General features: G+C 66.7%; 16 protein-coding genes. 9 read left to right on the top strand and 7 right to left on the bottom strand.

Going from position 1 to position 19021, the window contains the following annotated elements; genetic code table 11:
- Nucleotides 1–110 precede the first annotated feature (110 nt).
- The 3 genes from STE01S_RS15095 (at nucleotide 111) to STE01S_RS15085 (ending at nucleotide 2808) form a co-directional block, all read left to right on the top strand.
- Nucleotides 111–773, top strand: a complete 663-nt coding sequence (locus STE01S_RS15095) for a protein-L-isoaspartate O-methyltransferase family protein (RefSeq protein ID WP_062769139.1) — start codon at nucleotides 111–113, stop codon at nucleotides 771–773.
- 32 nt (nucleotides 774–805) lie between these two features.
- On the top strand, nucleotides 806–2290 hold the full coding sequence (locus STE01S_RS15090; protein ID WP_062769136.1) for a TolC family outer membrane protein: 1485 nt from the start codon (nucleotides 806–808) through the stop codon (nucleotides 2288–2290).
- A 74-nt stretch (nucleotides 2291–2364) separates the two neighbouring features.
- Nucleotides 2365–2808 carry a DUF2497 domain-containing protein gene (locus tag STE01S_RS15085; RefSeq protein WP_003046634.1) on the top strand — a complete coding sequence of 148 codons (444 nt, stop codon included), beginning with the start codon at nucleotides 2365–2367 and terminating at the stop codon, nucleotides 2806–2808.
- A gap of 3 nt (nucleotides 2809–2811) precedes the next feature.
- Here STE01S_RS15085 and nudC read toward each other — a convergent pair whose 3' ends face one another.
- From nudC to STE01S_RS15070, 3 genes are read right to left on the bottom strand one after another with little or no spacing between them, the layout of a single operon-like run.
- Nucleotides 2812–3681: an NAD(+) diphosphatase gene (gene nudC, locus STE01S_RS15080; protein WP_062769133.1), complete on the bottom strand. Its 870-nt coding sequence runs from the start codon at nucleotides 3679–3681 to the stop codon at nucleotides 2812–2814.
- Nucleotides 3681–4964 carry a serine hydrolase domain-containing protein gene (locus tag STE01S_RS15075; protein WP_003046640.1) on the bottom strand — a complete coding sequence of 428 codons (1284 nt, stop codon included), beginning with the start codon at nucleotides 4962–4964 and terminating at the stop codon, nucleotides 3681–3683. The genes nudC and STE01S_RS15075 overlap by 1 nt, the downstream gene beginning before the upstream one ends.
- On the bottom strand, nucleotides 4961–5989 hold the full coding sequence (locus STE01S_RS15070) for an A/G-specific adenine glycosylase (protein WP_062769130.1): 1029 nt from the start codon (nucleotides 5987–5989) through the stop codon (nucleotides 4961–4963). The genes STE01S_RS15075 and STE01S_RS15070 overlap by 4 nt, the downstream gene beginning before the upstream one ends.
- A gap of 38 nt (nucleotides 5990–6027) precedes the next feature.
- Here STE01S_RS15070 and STE01S_RS15065 point away from each other — a divergent pair, with 38 nt between their 5' ends.
- The 4 genes from STE01S_RS15065 (at nucleotide 6028) to smc (ending at nucleotide 11708) form a co-directional block, all read left to right on the top strand.
- On the top strand, nucleotides 6028–6600 hold the full coding sequence (locus STE01S_RS15065) for a DUF721 domain-containing protein (protein WP_003046645.1): 573 nt from the start codon (nucleotides 6028–6030) through the stop codon (nucleotides 6598–6600).
- 17 nt (nucleotides 6601–6617) lie between these two features.
- Nucleotides 6618–7337, top strand: coding sequence for a DsbA family protein (locus STE01S_RS15060; protein WP_003046649.1), 720 nt, complete (start codon nucleotides 6618–6620; stop codon nucleotides 7335–7337).
- 37 nt (nucleotides 7338–7374) lie between these two features.
- Nucleotides 7375–8121: a thioredoxin domain-containing protein gene (locus STE01S_RS15055; RefSeq protein ID WP_062769127.1), complete on the top strand. Its 747-nt coding sequence runs from the start codon at nucleotides 7375–7377 to the stop codon at nucleotides 8119–8121.
- 143 nt (nucleotides 8122–8264) lie between these two features.
- The gene (gene smc, locus STE01S_RS15050; RefSeq protein ID WP_062769124.1) at nucleotides 8265–11708 is read left to right on the top strand and encodes a chromosome segregation protein SMC; all 3444 of its coding nucleotides are present in this window, start codon (nucleotides 8265–8267) and stop codon (nucleotides 11706–11708) included.
- Between the two features lie 9 nt (nucleotides 11709–11717).
- On the opposite strand, the gene ubiA is transcribed toward smc, so the two are convergent.
- The 4 genes from ubiA to STE01S_RS15030 all read right to left on the bottom strand — a co-directional run bounded on the left by ubiA (nucleotide 11718) and on the right by STE01S_RS15030 (nucleotide 15988).
- Nucleotides 11718–12638 carry a 4-hydroxybenzoate octaprenyltransferase gene (ubiA, locus tag STE01S_RS15045; protein ID WP_062769121.1) on the bottom strand — a complete coding sequence of 307 codons (921 nt, stop codon included), beginning with the start codon at nucleotides 12636–12638 and terminating at the stop codon, nucleotides 11718–11720.
- Between the two features lie 73 nt (nucleotides 12639–12711).
- Nucleotides 12712–13404 (bottom strand): TadE/TadG family type IV pilus assembly protein, encoded by a 693-nt coding sequence (locus tag STE01S_RS15040; protein ID WP_062769118.1) that lies wholly within the window; start codon nucleotides 13402–13404, stop codon nucleotides 12712–12714.
- Complete coding sequence (locus tag STE01S_RS15035; RefSeq protein WP_062769115.1) at nucleotides 13395–13991, bottom strand: TadE/TadG family type IV pilus assembly protein; 597 nt, start codon at nucleotides 13989–13991, stop codon at nucleotides 13395–13397. Before STE01S_RS15035 ends, STE01S_RS15040 begins: the two co-directional genes overlap by 10 nt.
- Nucleotides 13988–15988 carry a TadE/TadG family type IV pilus assembly protein gene (locus STE01S_RS15030; protein WP_062769113.1) on the bottom strand — a complete coding sequence of 667 codons (2001 nt, stop codon included), beginning with the start codon at nucleotides 15986–15988 and terminating at the stop codon, nucleotides 13988–13990. Before STE01S_RS15030 ends, STE01S_RS15035 begins: the two co-directional genes overlap by 4 nt.
- A gap of 204 nt (nucleotides 15989–16192) precedes the next feature.
- Here STE01S_RS15030 and STE01S_RS15025 point away from each other — a divergent pair, with 204 nt between their 5' ends.
- Together STE01S_RS15025 and STE01S_RS15020 are read left to right on the top strand one after the other, a co-directional pair.
- The gene (locus STE01S_RS15025) at nucleotides 16193–16939 is read left to right on the top strand and encodes a 16S rRNA (uracil(1498)-N(3))-methyltransferase (RefSeq protein WP_062769110.1); all 747 of its coding nucleotides are present in this window, start codon (nucleotides 16193–16195) and stop codon (nucleotides 16937–16939) included.
- Nucleotides 16940–17095: 156 nt separating this feature from the next.
- A complete protein-coding gene (locus STE01S_RS15020; protein ID WP_062769107.1) occupies nucleotides 17096–19015 on the top strand; it encodes a proprotein convertase P-domain-containing protein in 1920 nt (639 codons plus the stop codon).
- The last annotated feature ends 6 nt before the right edge of the window (nucleotides 19016–19021 follow it).

Genomic DNA, 19021 nt, shown 5'->3' with positions numbered 1-19021 from the left:
CAGCTATGCGCGACGCAGCGCCGCGCGATGCTGTATTAGTATTGCAACACAGCATCGGTTCGGCTAGAACGGCCCCAAGCTTCAGGGCCCCAGAATCGGAAAACAGGCTGATGGCGACGAAATTGAACGAAGTGACTGCTGCGGACATGCGGGCTGCGATGATCGACAGCCAGCTGAGGACCAATGACGTGATCGACCCGGCGGTCGTCGCGGCGATGGGCAGCGTGGCGCGCGAGGCGCATGTTCCCGCGGCGTTGGCGAGCGTCGCCTATATGGACCGCGCGATCGCGCTGGGTCACGGCCGCGCGCTCAATGCGCCGCTCGTCACCGGCCGCCTGCTGGTCGCCGCCGATATCCGGCCGGGCCAGCGCGTGCTGCTCATCGGTGCGGCGACGGGCTACACCGCCGCGCTGCTCGCGGCGCTCGGTGCCTCGGTCGTCGCGGTCGAGGAGCAGGCCGATCTGCTCGCCGCCGCCCGCGCCGCAACCGACAATCCCGCGATTTTCTGGGTCGAAGGCCCGCTCGCTGCCGGTGCCCCCGGCGAAGCGCCCTTCGACCGCATCCTGATCGACGGCGCGATCGAACAGCTTCCCGACGCGTTGGCAGCGCAGCTCGCCGAAGGCGGCAAGCTGGTCGCGGCGCGCCGCGAAGGCAGCGTCACCCGGCTTGTCCAGGGCGTCAAGACCGCCGGCACACTTGCGCTGCGCGCCTTTGCCGACATGGATGTCGCGGCGCTGCCGGGTTTCGAGGCCCCCACGGGTTTTCGATTCTGAGAGCCCTCCCTCCCTTCAGGCTGAACCATATCATGCACGACATCGACACGAAAATGACCGGACGACGCGCCCGCTGGCTGGCGGGCATGGCGCTCGGCGCGCTGGCGCTGTCGTCGCAGGCGCAGGCCGAGACGCTGCAGGGTGCGCTCGCCAAAGCCTATGAGAATAATCCGACGCTGACGGCGGCGCGCGCCGGACAGCGCGCGAATGACGAGAATGTTCCGATCCAGAAGGCATCGGGCCTGCCCTCGGTCGGTGCCAGCGTCGATTATCAGGAAAATCTGGTCATCCCGGGCAACAGCTTCGTGTCGCCGGGCCGCGTCCTGTCCGCGGGCAGCCAACTCAGCGTGCCGATCTATCAGGGCGGCGCGGTGCGCAACGCGGTGAAGGCGGCCGAATATCGCGTCGAAGCCGGGCAATCCGATCTGCGCGCAACCGAAGCGAGCATTTTCTCGCAGGTCGTGGGCGCCTATATGGACGTGATCCGCGACCAGGCGATCGTCCAGCTCAACCAGAAGAATGTCGCGGTCCTCAAGACCAATTTGCAGGCATCGAGCGACCGGTTCGAGATCGGCGATCTGACGCGCACCGACGTCGCCCAGTCGCAGGCCCGGCTTGCGCTCGCCGAGGGCGACCTGCGCGGCGCCGAAGCCAATCTGATTCGCAGCCGCGAAAATTATGTGAAGCTGGTCGGCGATGCGCCGATCGACCTCCAGCCGCCGCCGGCGCTGCCCAATCTCCCGCAATCGGTTGAGGATGCGGTCGCGATCGCGCTCAACAACAATCCCGATATCGAAGCAGCAAACCAGCGCATCAACGCATCGCGCGCCGACATCGGCGCTGCGCGGGCCGCCCGCATGCCCAAGCTGTCGGCGACGCTAGGGGGCGGCTACAACAATAATCTTCATTCGATTCCCGCCGGCAACACCGTGGCCGAGAATACAACGAAGAGCGCCGCCGCCGGCCTGTCGCTGACGCTGCCGATCTTTCAGGGCGGCCGCCCGTCGGCGCAGGTGCGCCAGGCGCAATCGCGCAGCAGCCAGGCGATCGAAACCTATGTTGCCACCGAACGCGACGTGATCGCGCAGACGCGCGGCGCTTATGCCGCGTGGCAGGCGAACGAGCGCGTCATCGCCGCGACCGAGCAGGCGGTGGGCGCGAACGCCCTGTCGCTCGAGGGGGTGCGTGCCGAAAACAGCGTCGGCACGCGCTCGATCCTCGACATATTGAATGCCGAACAGGAATATCTGAACGCGCAGGTCCAGCTCGTCTCGGCCAAACGCAACAGCTATGTCGCGGCTTTCTCGGTCCTCGCCGCGATGGGCAAGGCCGAAGCGCGCGACCTGGGAATCGAGGGCGGCGCGCTCTATGATCCGGCGGTAAATTATCGCCGTGTTCGCGGTCAGATCTGGGATTGGGCCGACGATCCGAAGCCGCAGCAGCAGGCCACCGATACGCGCAGCATCCCCGCCGCCGATGCCAGCGTGCCTGCCATCGAGCCGCTTCCCCAACAATAAGGCTTGGCAAGCCCGCCCGCGCGCCGGTATGAACATGGTTAACCGGTATTTCCGGCGGAACTGAGGGGGCAAGCATGGGCGACATGTCGCGGGAGCCATCGATGGAAGACATTTTGTCGTCGATCCGGCGCGTCATCGCGCGTGACGAGGCCCCTGGCGCGCGCGCTCAGCGTGCGGCGGCGCCGAGCGAGGATATTCTCGACCTCAACGAAGAGGAAGACGACGCCGTCGCCGAATCGACCCTTGACGACAGCGGCGCCGCGACCGCGCAGGAAGAGCTGGTGTCGGTCGCCAGCGCCGATGCCGCGCGCCAGTCGCTCGAAGCGCTCACCGCGGCGATGGCGCCAGCCGCCGCGGCGGCCGCCGCGACGGTGCCCGCCGGGGGACGCAGCCTCGAGGATGTCGTCGTCGATGCGATGCGGCCGATGCTCAAGCAATGGCTCGACGCCAATCTGCCGGCGATGGTCGAATCGATGGTGGCGCGCGAAATCAGCCGCATCACCGGCAAGCGCCTCTAAGGCTCAGGCCACCCAATCCTCCAGCAGATAGCGCGCGATCGCCAGCGGCGGCGGTGCCATGAAGCTCGCGCCCATGTCGCCGGCGAGCGCCGCGCGCACCGCCGCACGATCCACCCACATCGCCGCTTCGAGTTCGGTCGTGTCGATCGTCAGCGCTGCGTCGCGCGCGACCGCGCGGCACCCGATCATCAGCGACGAGGGGAACGGCCAGGGCTGGCTCGCCACATAAGATACATCGGACACGGCGATGCCCGCTTCCTCGAACAATTCGCGCGCCACCGCTTCCTCAAGCGATTCGCCCGGCTCGACGAAGCCCGCAAGCGCCGAAAAGAAGCCCGGCGGGAAACCGGGCTGGCGGCCGAGCAGCACGCGGCCCTCATATTCGGCGAGCATGATAACAACGGGGTCGACGCGCGGAAAATGTTCGGCGCCGCACGAAGCGCAGCGACGCCCCCAGCCACCGCGAAACAATTCGGTCGGCGATCCGCAGACGGCGCAGAATCGGTGCCGCGCGTGCCAGTCGACGAGGCTGCGCGCGCCGCCATAGAGCGCCGCTTCTTCGGGCGAGAGCATCGGGAGCAGCCGCATCACGGTGCGCGAACGCGCATCGACGCGCGCCCCGGCATGCGCCTCGCGCACGAAGCGCGGCGCGCCGCTGTCGTCGATCCCGAGCAGCAACAGCGCGCGCTCGTCGGCCGGATCGAGCGCTTCCCACACCAGCCCGCCGCCCCCGCCCGGCACCGGATCGATGCCGTCGAGCAGCAGGCAGGTCGCGCGCGGATCGGCGATCGCCGCCGCGAAAGCGTCGGGATCGGTGCGGAGGCGGTCGGCGCGGTCGAGCCGCGCCCCGGTGAAGCCGAGCGGCAACGGCATCAGGCCATCACATCCTTGTAGAAGGCCTTGCCGAAGTCGCGCTGGAAGGGCAGCGCTTCCGACGGCATATATTGCGTATAGCCGCCGACGCGATAGCCGCGGCGGCGATCGACAAAGGCGATGGTGCCCGCTGCGCCGCCCCAGCCGTAAACCCCCTCGCCGGTCGGCGATCCGGCGAGCGACACGCGTCCGCCAGCGCCGAAGCCCTCACCGTCGATGAACGTATTCTTGCGATCGACCGAATCGGCAAGCAGGTTCGACATGCCGAGCCGCGCGGTTTCGGGCTTCATGATCCGCACGCCGCCGGTTTCGCCCTCGCCGAGCAGCATGGCGAGGAACCGGTCGTAATCGCGCGCCGTCGAAACGAGACCGCCGCCGCCATAGGGCATCGGCGGCGGGTCGAGGTAGATCGAGCTCGTCGCGGGATCGATCGGCAGCAGCACGCCGCCCAGCGGCGCATAGTTGGTCGACAGCCGCGCTTCTTCGTCGCCGGTGACGCGAAAACCGGTGCTCGCCATCCCCAGCGGATCGAAAATGCGCGCCTTCAGAAAGGCGTCGAAGGGCTGACCCGAGGCGACCTCGATCACGCGGCCCATCAGGTCGAGCCCGACCGAATAGCTCCAGCGGGTGCCGGGTTCATAGACGAGCGGCAGCGTCGCGAGCCGGTCGGCGAAAACCTCCAGACTCGGCGCGGGCGTGGTCGGCGGGAAGCCCGGAATCGGCAGACGGCTGACCTGTCCGCCCAATATCCCCGCCTCGTTATAGGCGTCGCGCAGCGGCCCCTTCTGGACAATATTGTAGCCGAGCCCGGCGGTGTGGGTGAGGAGCTGGCGGACCGTGATCGGCCCCTTCGCGGGATGAACGTCGGTGATCGACCCGTCGGGGGTGTTCTGCACCTTCATCGATGCGAAGGCCGGCAGGAAATCGGCGATCGGCTGGTCGAGGGTCATCTTGCCATCCTCGATCAGCAGCATGGCCGCCATGCCGGTGACGGGCTTGGTCATCGAATAGAGCCGCCAGATCGTGTCCGGGGCCACAGCGCGCTGCGAATCCATCGCCTGCTTGCCCGCGCCCAGATAGTCGGGCGGCGCCTGATCCTTGCCGATCGCAGCGATAGCGCCGGCGAGCTCGCGGCGGTCCACGAATCCCTTGATGAAGGCGTAGGTCGCCGGATAGAGCGCCTCGGCATTGGTCCAGGCGAAGGCGGCGCGCGGCAACAGCGTCGCGCTGCCCCCCAGCGCCAGGCTGCCGAGCAGCGCGCGGCGCGAAATCATCATCGTCATCGGTCACTCTCCCGCATCTTGTCGACCAGTTTGCGATACAGCGTCGGCAGACCCGCCGCGTCAAGCGCCGAAATCGGCCACCACTCACCTTCCCCTGCGGCATCCTCGACTCCGCGCCGGACGAGCGTCAATGTGAGGTCGAAATGGGTGAAGCCGTGCCGCACGGAGACGGCTCCGTCATCGGATGCGGGCGGTTCGTCCCACGCGCCGCCGGGCAATGCCCGCATCCCGCCGAGCATCCCCTTATCGGGGCGCCGTACCAGCCACAGCCGCGCATCCGATTCGATCCACCAGGCGCGTCCGTGGCGCTGCGGCTTCGCCTTTTTGGGCGGCTTGACCGGCAATGACTCGGCGGTGCCAGCCGCAAATGCGGCGCAATCGGCGACGACGGGACAGCGGGTGCAGGCGGGGCTGCGCGGCGTGCAGATCGTTGCACCCAGATCCATGAGAGCCTGCGCGAAGTCGCCGGGGCGATCGCGCGGAACGAGCGGCGCCAGCGCGGCACGGATCGCGCGCTTTGCGGCCGGCAGCGGCGTGGCGATCAGCCGGTGGCGCGCAATCACCCGCTCGATATTGGCGTCGACGACAACCGCGGGGCGGCCGAAGGCGATCGCCGCGACCGCCGCCGCAGTGTAATCGCCGACGCCCGGCAAGGCGCGCAACCCGGTCTCGCTATCCGGAAAAAGGCCGTCATGATCGGCGACCACCGCGCGCGCGCAGGCGAGCAGGTTGCGAGCGCGGGCATAATATCCGAGGCCCGCCCACGCCGCCATGACGTCCGCGTCATCGGCCGCCGCGAGATCGGCGACGCTCGGCCAACGCTCGGTAAAGCGGGCGAAATAGCCCGCGACCGCGGCAACGGTCGTCTGTTGCAGCATCACTTCGGCGAGCCAGATGCGGTAGGGATCGGGCGTCACCGCGCTGCCCGGCGCGATGCGCCAAGGGAGGTTGCGCGCCGCATGGTCGTACCAGGCGAGCAGCCGCGGCGCGAAATCCGCGACGGCCGCGATATCGGGGTCTGGCATCTGGACGCTCACCCCCCGCCTATGGCATGGCGGCGGCGATGGCGAAAGCAGGCTCCAGCGACGGCGACAAGCCCCCTAAAGCGCGCGCGAAGAAGGGCGCCAAAAAGGCGCCGGCGCGCAGCTATGAGCGGCCGCGCGGCGGCGAGGCGCGCGCGATCGCCGATATGGTTCCCGAAATCGGCCGGACCGCCTTTCGCAAATTCGGCTTCATCCAGTCGTCGGTCGTCAGCCGCTGGCGCGAAATCGTCGGCGACCGGCTCGCCGATGTCACCCAGCCCGCGATGATCCGCTTTCCCGCCGGACAAAAGGCGGGCGGAACGCTGCACCTGACGATCAGCGGCGCGCATGCACCCATGCTGCAGCATGTCGCCCCCGACATCGTGGCGGCGGTCAATCGCTTCTTCGGCTATGCCGCGATCGCGAGCGTCCGCATGACGCATGGTCAGGTCACGCCCGCCCCCGCCCCCGTTCAGCAGCCGGCAATGCTGAAGCCGGTACCCGCCGAACTGGGGGATAGCCTGCGCGACATCGGCGATCCGGAACTCAGGACCGTGCTCGAACGCATGGCCGCCGGACTTGCCAGCGCGCCGAAACTCCCGCGCATCAGTTGAAGGAAGACGGCACGTCCATGCCCAAGATATCCGGTCGCACCCTGTCCCGCCGCACCGCCATCGGCGCCCTGTCGATCGCCGCGCTGTCGCTGGTCGCCGCTGCGCCCGCCGCTCCGGCGCCGGCCTGGTCGTCGAAGATCAGCACCAGCGCGATCGGCGCCTATATCGTCGGAAACCCCGCCGCCAAGGTGCGTCTGGTCGAATATTTCAGCTATACGTGCAGCCATTGCGGCGAATTTGCGCGTGACGGCGACGTCCCGCTCAAGACCCAATATATCGACAAGGGACTGGTGGTCTTCGAATATCGCAACCTCGTCCGCGACCCGGTCGACCTGACCGCAGCGCTGCTGGCGCGCTGCGGCGGCGCCAAGACCTTCGCGGCCAACCACCACGCCATCTTCATGGCGCAGCCGGTCTGGCTGGCGAAAGTGCAAAAGGCGCCCGAAGCCATGGTCAAGAGCTGGTATGTTGGCACCGAGAGCGAACGCGCGCGCAAGATCGCGGCCGACACCGGGCTCGGCGCGCTGATGGCGAAGCGCGGCTACACCCAGGCGCAGATGAACGCCTGTTTCGATAGCGAGGTCACGCGCGCCGAACTCGAAGGCATGACCAATATCGGCTTGGGTGCCGACCATGTGCGCGGCACGCCGGCCTTCTTCATCAACGGACGCCATGTCGATGTGACCGTCTGGTCCGCGATCAAAACGCAACTCGACGCGGCGCTGAAGGCCTCGTAAAAGCCCGTTCACGCGAATTATCCGGAGACTATCCCCAATGACCAGATTGCCCCTTCGCCCGATCCTTCTCGCCTCGATCGGCGCCCTTGCGCTCGCCGGCTGCGGCAAGGGCACGACCGACCAGTCGAAGGAACAGGCGGTCGTCGCCAAGGTCGCGGCACCCGCAGGCAAGCAATGGTCGACAACGGTCACCAAGACCGCCGAGGGCGGCTATCTGATGGGTAACCCCGACGCGCCGATCAAGATCATCGAATATGCGTCGCTGACCTGCTCGCACTGCGCCGATTTCTCGAAGGAAAGCCACGAAGAGATCAAGCGCGACTTCATCGACAGCGGCCGTGTCAGCTTGGAAGTGCGCAACTTCATCCGCGATCCGCTCGACGCGATGGCCGCGGCGGTCGCGCATTGCAGCCCGGTCGATCGCTATTTCCCGCTACAGGAAAACGTCTTTGCCTCGCAAGCCGAACTGTTCGCCGGCGCGCAGGCCAATCCCAAGGGCGGCGAAGCCGCGATGGCGCTGCCCCCCGCGCAGCGCTTTCCCGCGCTCGCCAAGGCCGGGAAGCTTGAAGAGTTCTTCCAGTCGCGCGGCGTAACCGCCGACCAGATCAACGCCTGCCTGTCGAACGTCGACAATATCAGCAAGCTTGAGCAGATGACCAACAAGGGCATCGAACAGTTCAAGATCCAGGGCACGCCCACCTTCGTCATCAACGGCCAGGTCGCCGAGGGCATCACCACCTGGGGCCCGCTGCGTGACCGCCTGCGCACCATGGGCGCCCGCTAAAGGCAATAGTCCTCCCCGCCGCCCGCGACGGGGAGGCGGCACCCCTTGCGACTCGACCGCCCACGCGCCATGACGGTGCCAGGGGGATATGTGACAGCAAGGTTGCACCGGCTCCGATTCGCTGACCTGCACGAGGTGGCTTCGTGCAGATAAGACGCCTGCGCCTGACCGGTTTCAAAAGCTTCGTCGAGCCAACCGAATTGCGGATCGAACCCGGGCTGACCGGCGTCGTCGGTCCGAACGGCTGCGGTAAATCAAACCTGCTCGAAGCGATCCGCTGGGTGATGGGCGAATCGAGCCCCAAATCCATGCGCGGCGGCGGGATGGAGGATGTGATCTTCGCCGGCACGTCGCAGCGCCCGCCGCGCGATTTTGCCGAGGTTGCCATCCATTGCGATACCGAAGGCAATGTCGTCGCGGGCCTGTCCGACGCGAGCGAAGGGCATGAACTCGAGATCATCCGCCGTATCGAACGCGGCGCGGGCAGCGCCTATCGCGCCAACGGACGCGACGTCCGCGCCAAGGATGTCGCGCTGATCTTTGCCGACGCCGCGACCGGCGCGCACAGCCCCGCCCTCGTCAGTCAGGGCAAGATCGCGAACGTCATAGCCGCCAAGCCGACCGACCGCCGCGCGATGCTGGAGGAAGCGGCGGGCATCGCTGGTTTGCACGTCCGCCGCAAGGATGCCGAGCAAAAGCTGCGCGCGACCGAAACCAACCTCAATCGCCTGTCCGAAATCGTCGCCGACATGGAAGTGCGCGCAAATGCGCTGCGCCGTCAGGCGCGGGCGGCGGAAAAATATCGCAAACTCAGCGACGATATCCGTATCGCCGAAGGCCGGCTGATCTACGCGCGCTGGCGCGATGCCGCCGCCGTCGCCGATCAGGCGCGCCGCGACGCCGATGCCGCCGAAGCTGCCGTGAAGGCCGCGCAGACCGAACTCGAAACCGTTTCCGCCGCGCAGGTCGAAGTGGCGACGCGCGTCGGTAGCGCGCGCGCCGAGGCGCAGGCACAGCGCGATGCACTCGCCGAGGCGACCGCGACGCTTGTCCGCCTGCAGGGCGAGGAACGTGCCGCGCGGCAACGGCTCGACGATCTGGCGGCGCAGCAGGCGCGGCTCGCCGAGGACCGGGCGCGCGAGGGCGAATTGGCGCGCGACGCCCATGCCGCCCTGACCGCGCTCGACGCCGAAGCGAAGCGCCTGACGCAGGACATTGCCGCGCACGACGCGGGCAAGGCGGCGCTGGTCGAGGCGCATCAGGCGGCGCAGGCACGCCTCCGCGATGCCGAGGTCGCACTCGCGCAGGCACGAGCGAAGGCGGCGAGCGAAGCCGCCGACCGCCGCATAGCGGTGTCGGCGCGCGACACGGCCGAGGCCGCCGTCCGGCGCATCGCCGGCGACCGTCAGCGGGTCGAGGCGGAAATCGCCGCATTGGGCGACAGCGCCGCCCTCGCCGCGACGCAGGCCGAAAGCGCCCGCAGCGTCGAACAGGCCGAAGCGGCGATAGCTGCCGCGGAAACCGCGCTGCACGAGGCCGAGGCCGACCGCGAAGCGATCGCGGCCGATCTTGGCGCAATCGATGCCGGTCTTGCCGAAGCGCGTGCGGCGCTCGCCGCGCTCGACGGGGAGGCGGCAACGCTCGAACGCGCGCTCGCCGCCGCACGCACCGACGAAGACCGCATCCTCGACCGGCTGCGCGTGACGCCGGGCCACGAGGCGGCCCTCGCCGCCGCGCTCGGCGACGATCTCGACGCCGGGACCGACCGCGACTCCGCGCGCAGCTGGGGCGGCGCCGATGCCGACAAGAACGACCCGGCGCTGCCGGCAGGCACGCAGCCGCTCGCAGCCTTTGTCCAGGCGCCCCCGGCGCTCGCGCGGCGGCTCGCGCAGATTGCAGTTGCCGATCGCGACACCGGCCAACCGCTCGCCGTCGGCCAACGGCTGGTCACCCTGGACGGCGTGATGCGCCGCTGGGATGGTTTCGTCACGCGCGGCGACGGCGCGACGGCGACCGAGCGGCTGCAACGGCAGAATCGACTCGACGCGCTCGCCGCGCAGCGCCCGCAAGTCGAACTCGGGGTGCAGGAATTGCAGGATCGCCGCGATACTGCGGCAACGCAGCTTGCCGAGCGAACCGACGCCGCCGCGGCGGCGCGCAGGGCGCTCGCGAGCGCCGACGAGGCACGCCGCACCGCGCTGCGTGCCGCCGATCAGGCGCAGGCCGCGCTCGACCGTCACCGCGACGCCGCCGCGCTGTTCGACCGTCGGCTCGCCGAAATTGCGGCGGCCGGGAGCGACGCCGCTGCGGACCTTGCCGCAAAGGAGGCGGCGCTCGCCGCGCTCCCCGACGACAGCCTCGCGCGCGCGGCGCTTGAGGGTGAAGAAAGTGCAACCGACCGCGCCCGCAGCGACGCCAATGGCGCACGCGACGCGCTCGCCGATCATGAGCGCGCGCTCGCCGGGCTCAGCGAGCGGCACGCGGTCGTCGGTGCCGAGATCAAGAGTTGGAAGGCGCGCGCGGGCGAAGCGGCACGGCGTGTGACCGACATGGACAAGCGCGCAGAAGCGCTGACAACCGAAGCGGCGAAGCTTGCGGGCCTGCCCGGAAAGCTCGCCGCCGATAGCGAAGCCGCGGCGGCCCGGCAGGCGGAGGTGCGCGGCAAGGCGGGCGCCGCCGAGGCGCAGGAGCGCGAAGCCGAAGCGGCGCTGCGCGAAGCCGAAGCGGCGCTGACGACGATCCGCGAGCGCGTCGCCGCGGCGCGCGAGACACGCGCCGGCGCGGTGGCACGCTCCGAAAATGCCGAGCTGCGCCGCATCGAAATGGGGCGCCTGTCGGGCGAGCGCTTCGAATGTCCGCCCCCCTTGCTACCGCAGAAGGTCGGGTTCGAGAGCGATGGCGTCGACGATGCAAGTGCCGAGTCGGCCGCGCACGACCGGCTGATCGGCGAACGCGAGCGGCTGGGGCCGGTCAACCTCGTCGCCGCCGATGAGCTTGCCGAACTCGACGTCGAACGCGAACGAAGCGCCGCCGAGATCGAGGAGCTGCAACAAGCGGTCAACCGGCTGCGCGGGTCGATCGGCAATCTCAACCGCGAGGGTCGCGTTCGCCTGCTCGCCGCCTTCGCGACGGTGAACGAACATTTCCAGCGCCTGTTCACCACGCTGTTCAACGGCGGGCAGGCGCATCTCGAACTCGTCGATTCGGACGATCCGCTCGAGGCCGGGCTGGAGATCATGGCGCAGCCGCCGGGCAAGCGCCTCGGCACGCTGACCCTGCTCTCGGGCGGCGAACAGGCGCTGACCGCCGTCGCGTTGATCTTCGGCCTTTTCCTGACCAATCCGGCGCCGATCTGCGTCCTCGACGAAGTCGATGCGCCGCTCGATGACGCCAATATCGAACGCTTCTGCGACCTGCTCGACCGGATGACGCGCGAGACGAAGACCCGCTATCTGATCGTCACCCACAATGCGGTGACGATGGCGCGCATGCATCGCCTGTTCGGGGTGACGATGATCGAAAAGGGCGTCAGCCGCCTCGTCTCGGTCGACCTTGGCGGCGCCGAAGAACTGCTTGCGGCCGAATAGGCGCCCGCGTCAGGGCGCGCTGCCGACCACCAGCATCGCCGCGAAGACCAGCAACCCCGCAAAACGATTGCTGCGGAATTTGGCGAGCGCGTCGGCGCCATTGTCGGGGTCGAGCGTGACGACCTGCCCCGTCAGGTGCAGCGCGGCGGGGATCAAGGCAACAAGCACGAGGGCATCGGGACGAACATTCCAGAGCGCCCCCGCCCAGCCGCCAAGCGCTACGGCGTAGCAGAGCGCGACGCCGGCCTTCACATGCCGCCCCATCGCGCGCGCGCTCGATTTCACGCCGACGAGCGCGTCATCTTCGATATCCTGAAGCGCATAGATGGTATCATAGCCGATCACCCAGGCGATCGTTCCCGCATAGAGGAAGGGCAGCGCCAGCCCGCCTTGATCGTTCGCGCCGCCGCCGACCGCGATCCAGCCGACGAGCGCGCCCCAACTGAAGACAAGGCCGAGCCATGCCTGCGGCCACCAGGTGATCCGCTTCATGAAGGGATAGGCGGCGACCAGCGCGAGACTCGCCACCGCGACGATCTGCGCCGGCAGGGGCAGGCGCAGCAGTACAACGAGCCCGATCATCGACAGCAGCAATGTCCACATCAGGGCGTTGCGCACCGACACTTCGCCGCTCGCGACCGGACGCACCGCGGTGCGCGCCACCTTCGCGTCGAGGTCGCGGTCGACGATGTCGTTGTAGACGCAGCCCGCGCCGCGCATCACGATCGCGCCGAGCAGCATCCATAGCAGCAGCGGCCAGTGCGACCAGGCTCCACCCGCCAGCGCCACACCCCAGGCGCAGGGCCAATAGAGCAGCCACCAGCCGATCGGCCGGTCGAAGCGCGCAAGCAGCGCATAGGGGCGCATGCCTGCGGGCAGGATCGTCAGAAAGCCCTGATGCTGGCTGTCGGGGGTGTGCGTCGCTGTCATCGCCGCCCGCGCGATAGCAGGCGGCGCGGCGACAATAAATGGGGCATCGGCGTTCGGCCGCGCCCCGCGCGGATCAGGTGCAGGTCATCTTCGTTGCCGCCGGCGACGGATTATAGACGCCGTCGCCGCCCGCCGGGCCCTGCAGGTCGCGGCCTTCGCGGATATTGAAAGCCGCGGTCGTGCGGATGACGCGCGGCCCGAGCCAAGCGGCAAAGGCAAGCGGCTGATATTGGTAAGTGACTTCGACGAACATCACGGCGGTCCCGGTCGATGCGGTGACTTCCGCGCCCGGTTTGCCCATCCCTTTGAATGCGGTGCCCGTCTTGCCGGTCCCTTGCAGACCATAGGCCGAATTCACCGGATAATTCCCATAGCAGCGTTGCCAGTGTATCCACTGGCCGCCGCTCGAGTTGCGCTCGAGGCTCGACAGGATGATGCGGCCGTGCGCCTTGAAGTCCAGCCCGCGCGACTGCTCCTCGACGCCTGCGAAGACCTCATTGATATCGACTTCGCGCACCCGCGGCAGCGACAGGTCGCTGCCATAGGCGATACGCGATGCGTTATCGGCGGCGCTCAGCGCCACCTGGCTGATGCGCGTGTTCGCCAGCGTCAGATTGGCGATCTCCAGCCCCCCGAAGCCAAGAAACACGAGCAGCGGCATCGTGAAGGCGGTTTCGATGAGCACGACGGCCTTGTCGTCGCGCGCGAAGCGCACCAGCCGGGCGGTGCTGCGCCGGGCGTGGGCAAGGATGCGGGTCAGTGGCATATCACCTTACTCGTCACGGTATTGACGTTATACGGCTGGTTGCGGAGCACGGTCGTCGCGTAGAGATAGGTTTCCGGCGGCTGGCCGAGCATGCGCCACACCGGCAAAATGCGTTCGAACTTCATCTTCGCGGTATAGAGCACGACATCCTCGGCGCCGCCGTTGCCGTTCGCACCCTGGTCGGCATCCCAATTATTGTTGCCGTTGCGATCTTCGAAACATTCACCCGAATCATAGCGGTTGTTGTTGTTGGCATCGGTGAAGGGCTCGGGCTTGCCGACGTCGTTGAAACTTTCATAGGATTTGCGGGTGAAAGTGACCGGGGCGCCGGGAAAGACATTCTGAACCTGATCGCGCACCGCCGCGTCGATCAGCGTCTGGCTCGACGCCGCCGTTTCGAGGGTCGAGGCCCGCGCCGCGTTGCTGACGGCACCTTGCAGCACCTGCTTGGCGTACATCTGCCACGTATAATCGAACAGGCCCATCAACAGCAGGATGAAGACCGGCGCGATCAGCGCGAATTCCAGGATCGCCGTGCCGCGCTGGTGGCGGCGAAGGCGGCGGAGGAGCGACGGTATCCGGATCATTGCGAGAGCCTCAGCTTCGAAATCTGGCGCGCGATCGCCTGGAAATTGTCGTTGAGCTGCGAAGCGTTGGAGGCTTCATAGGCCTTGCCCGGCGTCGCGCAGGTCGTGAGCTGGGTGTTGAGCGAGGTGCCGAAGCCGACCACCCAGATGGTGATATTCTTCGCCTTCGCCTTTTCGCAAAGCTGGAGGAAGCGGTTGTTGTGCCGGTCGGTCAGATTGCTGTCGTTGGTTCCGCCGACACGCTGCATCGTCCATTCATAGCCCTGGAAGCTCAAATTCCCCATATTCGCCGACATGTCGCCGTCAGTCATGAAGACGATATGGCGGCTGATCGGGCGCTTGTTCGGCGCTTCGGCATTTTCGTCGGCAAACATGCCGTCGGGCGACAAGAGGCGGATGCCCCAGACCATGCCCGAATCATGATAGGTGCCGCCGACGGGCTGCAAGGCGTTGATGTAGGTGTTGAAGCTGGAACGGTCGCTCGCCGTCATCGTCGTCAGCTTCATCGACGGCGCAGGGCAGACGCCCCAGCCATTGCTCCAATATTTGGAGTAACGCTGCCAGCTGCCGTTCGAACTCGAGTCCGGCGTGATAACCTGCCGCCCGCGCGAGTCGGTTATGCTGACTGAGATGGCGCCTGTCGTCGATGGCGTACTTCCCGGACCGCTGGCGCGGGGAAACGCGATTTCTGGGATCAGCACCTTCCACTTGGTGTCGTCGTCGCTGCCAGGTGCGGTATCCACATCCATGTCGAGCGCGTCCGAGGGCGCCGACTGACTGGGGCCGAATGCCACCGTTTTGCGTTCGATCACGCAACCGCCCCAAGTTGCCGAATAGTTGGCCCCTAAGTCGCCGGTATTGGTGCTGATCGCAGATCCGGCCTTTGCTGCGCTGACGTCGAAGATACGATCTTGATAGGTATAAGAATTATCGAACTTCGGCGGCTGAGTCACCGTTTGCGGCGTAGTTGTTGTATACTGCATGGTACGACTCTGCAGATAGCATTTGCTCTTGCTGCTATTCCACGCATAGCGATATTCATAATATTGGTAATTTTGGGCTACATTATTGTTGGTGACCCGATTTCCCGAACTATCCATATATTGACCAGTTTGGGTGGTAGTTGGCGAACCGCTCGTCGTCGCCGTAGAGTTGGCGGGCGACGCGGTCTGGCCGCAGCTCGTGCTATTTTTGCCCGATATCGTTGTGCTTGTATCCTTCCAAGGCACCGCCTGGGTCGTCGCTCCGTTGGTCCCCGTGCCGTTTACCGTCGTTCCAGTTTCCCAACCGTTGTAGTTGGGGGTACGTGACGGCAGAAGGACGCTGTTTGCTAGCCAGTCGGGATTCTTCGCGTAGAGAATCTGGCCGACATTGGCGCTCGAGCTGTACGGCACGACGCCGAAACGCAGGCGACCATCGCCGACATCGGCGGTGGTCAGCGTGTCGAAGAAGTTCATCGTCGCGGTCTTGAGCGCGCTGATGCGGTTGACCGAGTCGCCCGAATTGGTCGTCGCCATCGATCCGGTAACGTCGAGGACCATCATGATGTCGGCGTTCGAGATTTCCAGCTTCGCGGTACAGTTGACCGCAAGGTCGAATTGCTTGGTCCCGAATATTTTCATGATATCGGTGGGCAGCGTAACCTTGGCTTCGCCGACGACGTTCGACGTCCCCTGCGCCTTCGATTTGAAATCGACGCCGCTGCTTGCATACATCCCCGACGGGAAGTTGAAGGCGAACATCTTGTTCGCTTCGCCTTCGGCGTTCGAATCATAATCGCCGCCCTGCATCGCGCGGCGGCCCGCGAGCACGCCCGCATCGCACGCCTGCTGCAGGCGAAGCTCGGCCATATAGGCACGGCCGATATCGACGCCCGACCCTACGAGCGCCACGATCGGCACGAGCGCGCCCGCCGTCAGCATCATCGTGTTGCCGCGCGTATCGCGGCAGAAGGTCGAGATGCCGGCCCGCAGGCGGCTGAAAACGGTCCCTCGCATGGTCTAAAACCCCTCTTGGCCCGGTCGCGCGACCCACCAGATGCGCGGCTGGTAGCCTTGCACCTAGGGGGAAACTGCTTACCAAATCGCTAATCGGCCTGACCGGGAATGGCAGTTTTTCGGGGATTCTGGCCCGAAACGGAACAATCGAGCCCGCGCAAAGCAAAAGATGCGCGAAGATTGTGCCTCTGCTATCGCCCAGCCATGCCCGCGACACCTGCCTGGCCGCCCGCCAGCACGCCCCGACTCTATACCGACACGCCGCTTGCCGCCGGCGCGATGGTGGCGCTCGACGGACCGGCGGCGCATTATCTGCTAAACGTCATGCGCGCGAAGCCGGGCGATCCGCTGCTGCTGTTCGACAATCGCAGCGGCGAGTGGCTCGGCGCGGTCGCCGAAGCGTCGAGGCGGGCGCTTTCGATCCGCATCGAACACCAGATGCGCCCGATCGAACGCGTGCCCGACCTCTGGCTCTGTTTTGCCCCGGTGAAAAAGGCGCGGCTCGACTGGATCATCGAAAAGGCAACCGAACTCGGCGTCGCGCGGCTCCAGCCCGTCATCACCGAACGCACCATCGTCGAGCGCGTCAAGCAGGAGCGGCTCGCTGCACAGATTGTCGAGGCCTGCGAACAATGCGGCCGGACCGCGCTCCCCGACCTCGCCGATCCGGTCAAACTCCCCCAGCTGTTGAAAGACTGGCCGGTCGGTCGCGCGCTACTCTTCGCCGACGAAGCCGGCGGGGCTCCGTTCGCTGCGGTCGCGGCACCCGCCCCCGCTGCCATTCTGACCGGCCCAGAAGGCGGTTTCACCGACCGCGAACGCGCGATGCTGATCGACCATGATTCGGTTAAGCGTATCGCGCTGGGACCGCGTATCCTGCGGGCCGAAACGGCCGCGATTGCAGCAACGGCGCTATGGATGGCGCAGCATGGCGACTGGCGCGGCGGTTAGAAGATGTTTCATATTGAAACAAGAATGCTGCCAAACTGGCAGTTATTAACTCCAAATTAGGGATGTCGCGGGCAGAGGGTCGCCATGCAACGGCGGGACCAAAGCCGAGGACGCTGGCGTGGGGGCCAGCGGACGCTGCCAATCAGGGCATGGACCATGCTCCTGTGGCTGGCGATGGCGCTCGTCGTTGCACCCGCTGCCCGTGCGCAGACCACCACGACATACAGCAACACGACCGGCGGCGCGATCAGCAACGGCACCCCCTGTTCATCGCCGCTCGTCCGCAATTTCACGGTATCGACCAGCTATATCGTCGGCGACGTCGATCTTGGCGTCCTCGCAACCCATACGTGGCGCGGCGACCTCAGGATCACATTGCAGTCGCCGGCGGGCACGCGGGTCCAGCTTGTGAATGGCGACACCAACAATATTTCGGGTGACAATTTCAACGTGCGGCTGAACGACGGCGGCGCGCAGACGGTCAACACCGACGGAAATAGCGTAACCCATTCGATCAGCGCGCCGCCCTATCAAAACGACTTCAGCCCCAATTCGCCGCTGTCGGCGTTCAACGGCGAAAATGCGCAAGGCACATGGCGGCTCGAGATTTGCGATCAATATCCGCAGGCGGACAACGGCAATTTCGTCCGCGCCGACCTGTATCTGACCAGTCTGCCCGCCAACTATGCCGATCTGTCGCTGACCAAGAGCGTCAGCAGTGCGGCTCCGGCGACGGGATCGAGCATCAGCTACACGCTGGCCGTCACCAATGCGAGCGGATCGCCGGCGACCGCGACCGGCGTCACCGTGCAGGACACGCTGCCCACGGGCTTCAGCTTCACGAGCGCGACCGGATTCGGCAGCTATAACAGTACGACCGGCGTCTGGACGGTCGGCAGCGTCCCGCCGGGTGCGACCCGCACGCTGACGATCAGCGGCACGGTCAACGCGACATCCGGCGCGACGATCCTCAACAGCGCCGAAATCACGGCATCTTCGGCACCCGACCTCGATTCGACGCCGGGCAATGGCGCGACCGGCGAAGATGATTATGCCGCAGCCAGTTTCACCGTCTCGGGCAGCCGCGTCGCGGGCGTGCCGCCGGTGCTGATCTGCCCGGCCGGATCGACGCTGCACGATTGGGACAGCGTGAGCTGGTCCGCCGGCACGGCGAGCGGCAGCTATGCGCTGACCGCCATCGGCACGATGAACTTCAACATCGCGATCAGCGGCGGCAGCTTTCTGAGCAACGCCACCTATGGCGGCCAGTCGCCGACACGGCAGAATGTCGTCACCGGCGGGCTGTCGCCTGCGCAATATTCGATCTTCGAGATCGTCGACTTCACAAGCCAGGCGGGCGTCGTCACGTCGACGATCAGTCTGCCGACCGCAGTGCCGGGCGCCCAATTCACGCTGTTCGACATCGATTATGCCTCGGGCCAGTTCGCCGACCGCGTGACCGTTACCGGCAGCTTCAACGGCACCATCGTCTATCCAACGCTGACCAACGGCGTCGCCAATTATGTCGTCGGCAACAGCGCCTATGGCGACGCCACCTCCGCCGACGGCAGCGCCAACGGCAATGTCGTCGTCACCTTTGCCGCGCCGGTCGACACCATCACCATCGAATATGGCAGCCACAGCCTTGCCCCGGCGAATCCGGGGCAGCAGGGCATGGCGATTCACGACATCAATTTCTGCCGTCCGGTCGCCAATCTGCTGATCGCGAAGACGAGCAGCATCGTCAGCGATCCGGTCAACGGCACGACCAATCCCAAGGCGATTCCCGGTGCCACCATGCGCTATTGCCTGCTGGTGACCAACGGCGGCAGCGCGACCGCGACGGCGATCTACGTCGCCGACCCGCTGCCCGCGACGACCAGCTTCGTTCCCGGTTCGCTGCGCAGCGGCACGAGCTGTGCCGGCGCGACGACCGGGGAAGACGACAATGCCACGGGGGCCGACGAAAGCGACCCGTTCGGCGCCGCAATCGCGGGGACAACGGTGTCGGCCTCGACCGCGGCACTTGGCCCCGGCAGCGCCTTTGCAACGGTCTTCGACGTAACCGTCAACTGACCCCTT

It is taken from the genome of Sphingopyxis terrae subsp. terrae NBRC 15098 (assembly GCF_001598815.1).
GTDB lineage: Bacteria > Pseudomonadota > Alphaproteobacteria > Sphingomonadales > Sphingomonadaceae > Sphingopyxis > Sphingopyxis terrae.
This window is presented reverse-complemented; position numbering and strand designations above follow the sequence as displayed.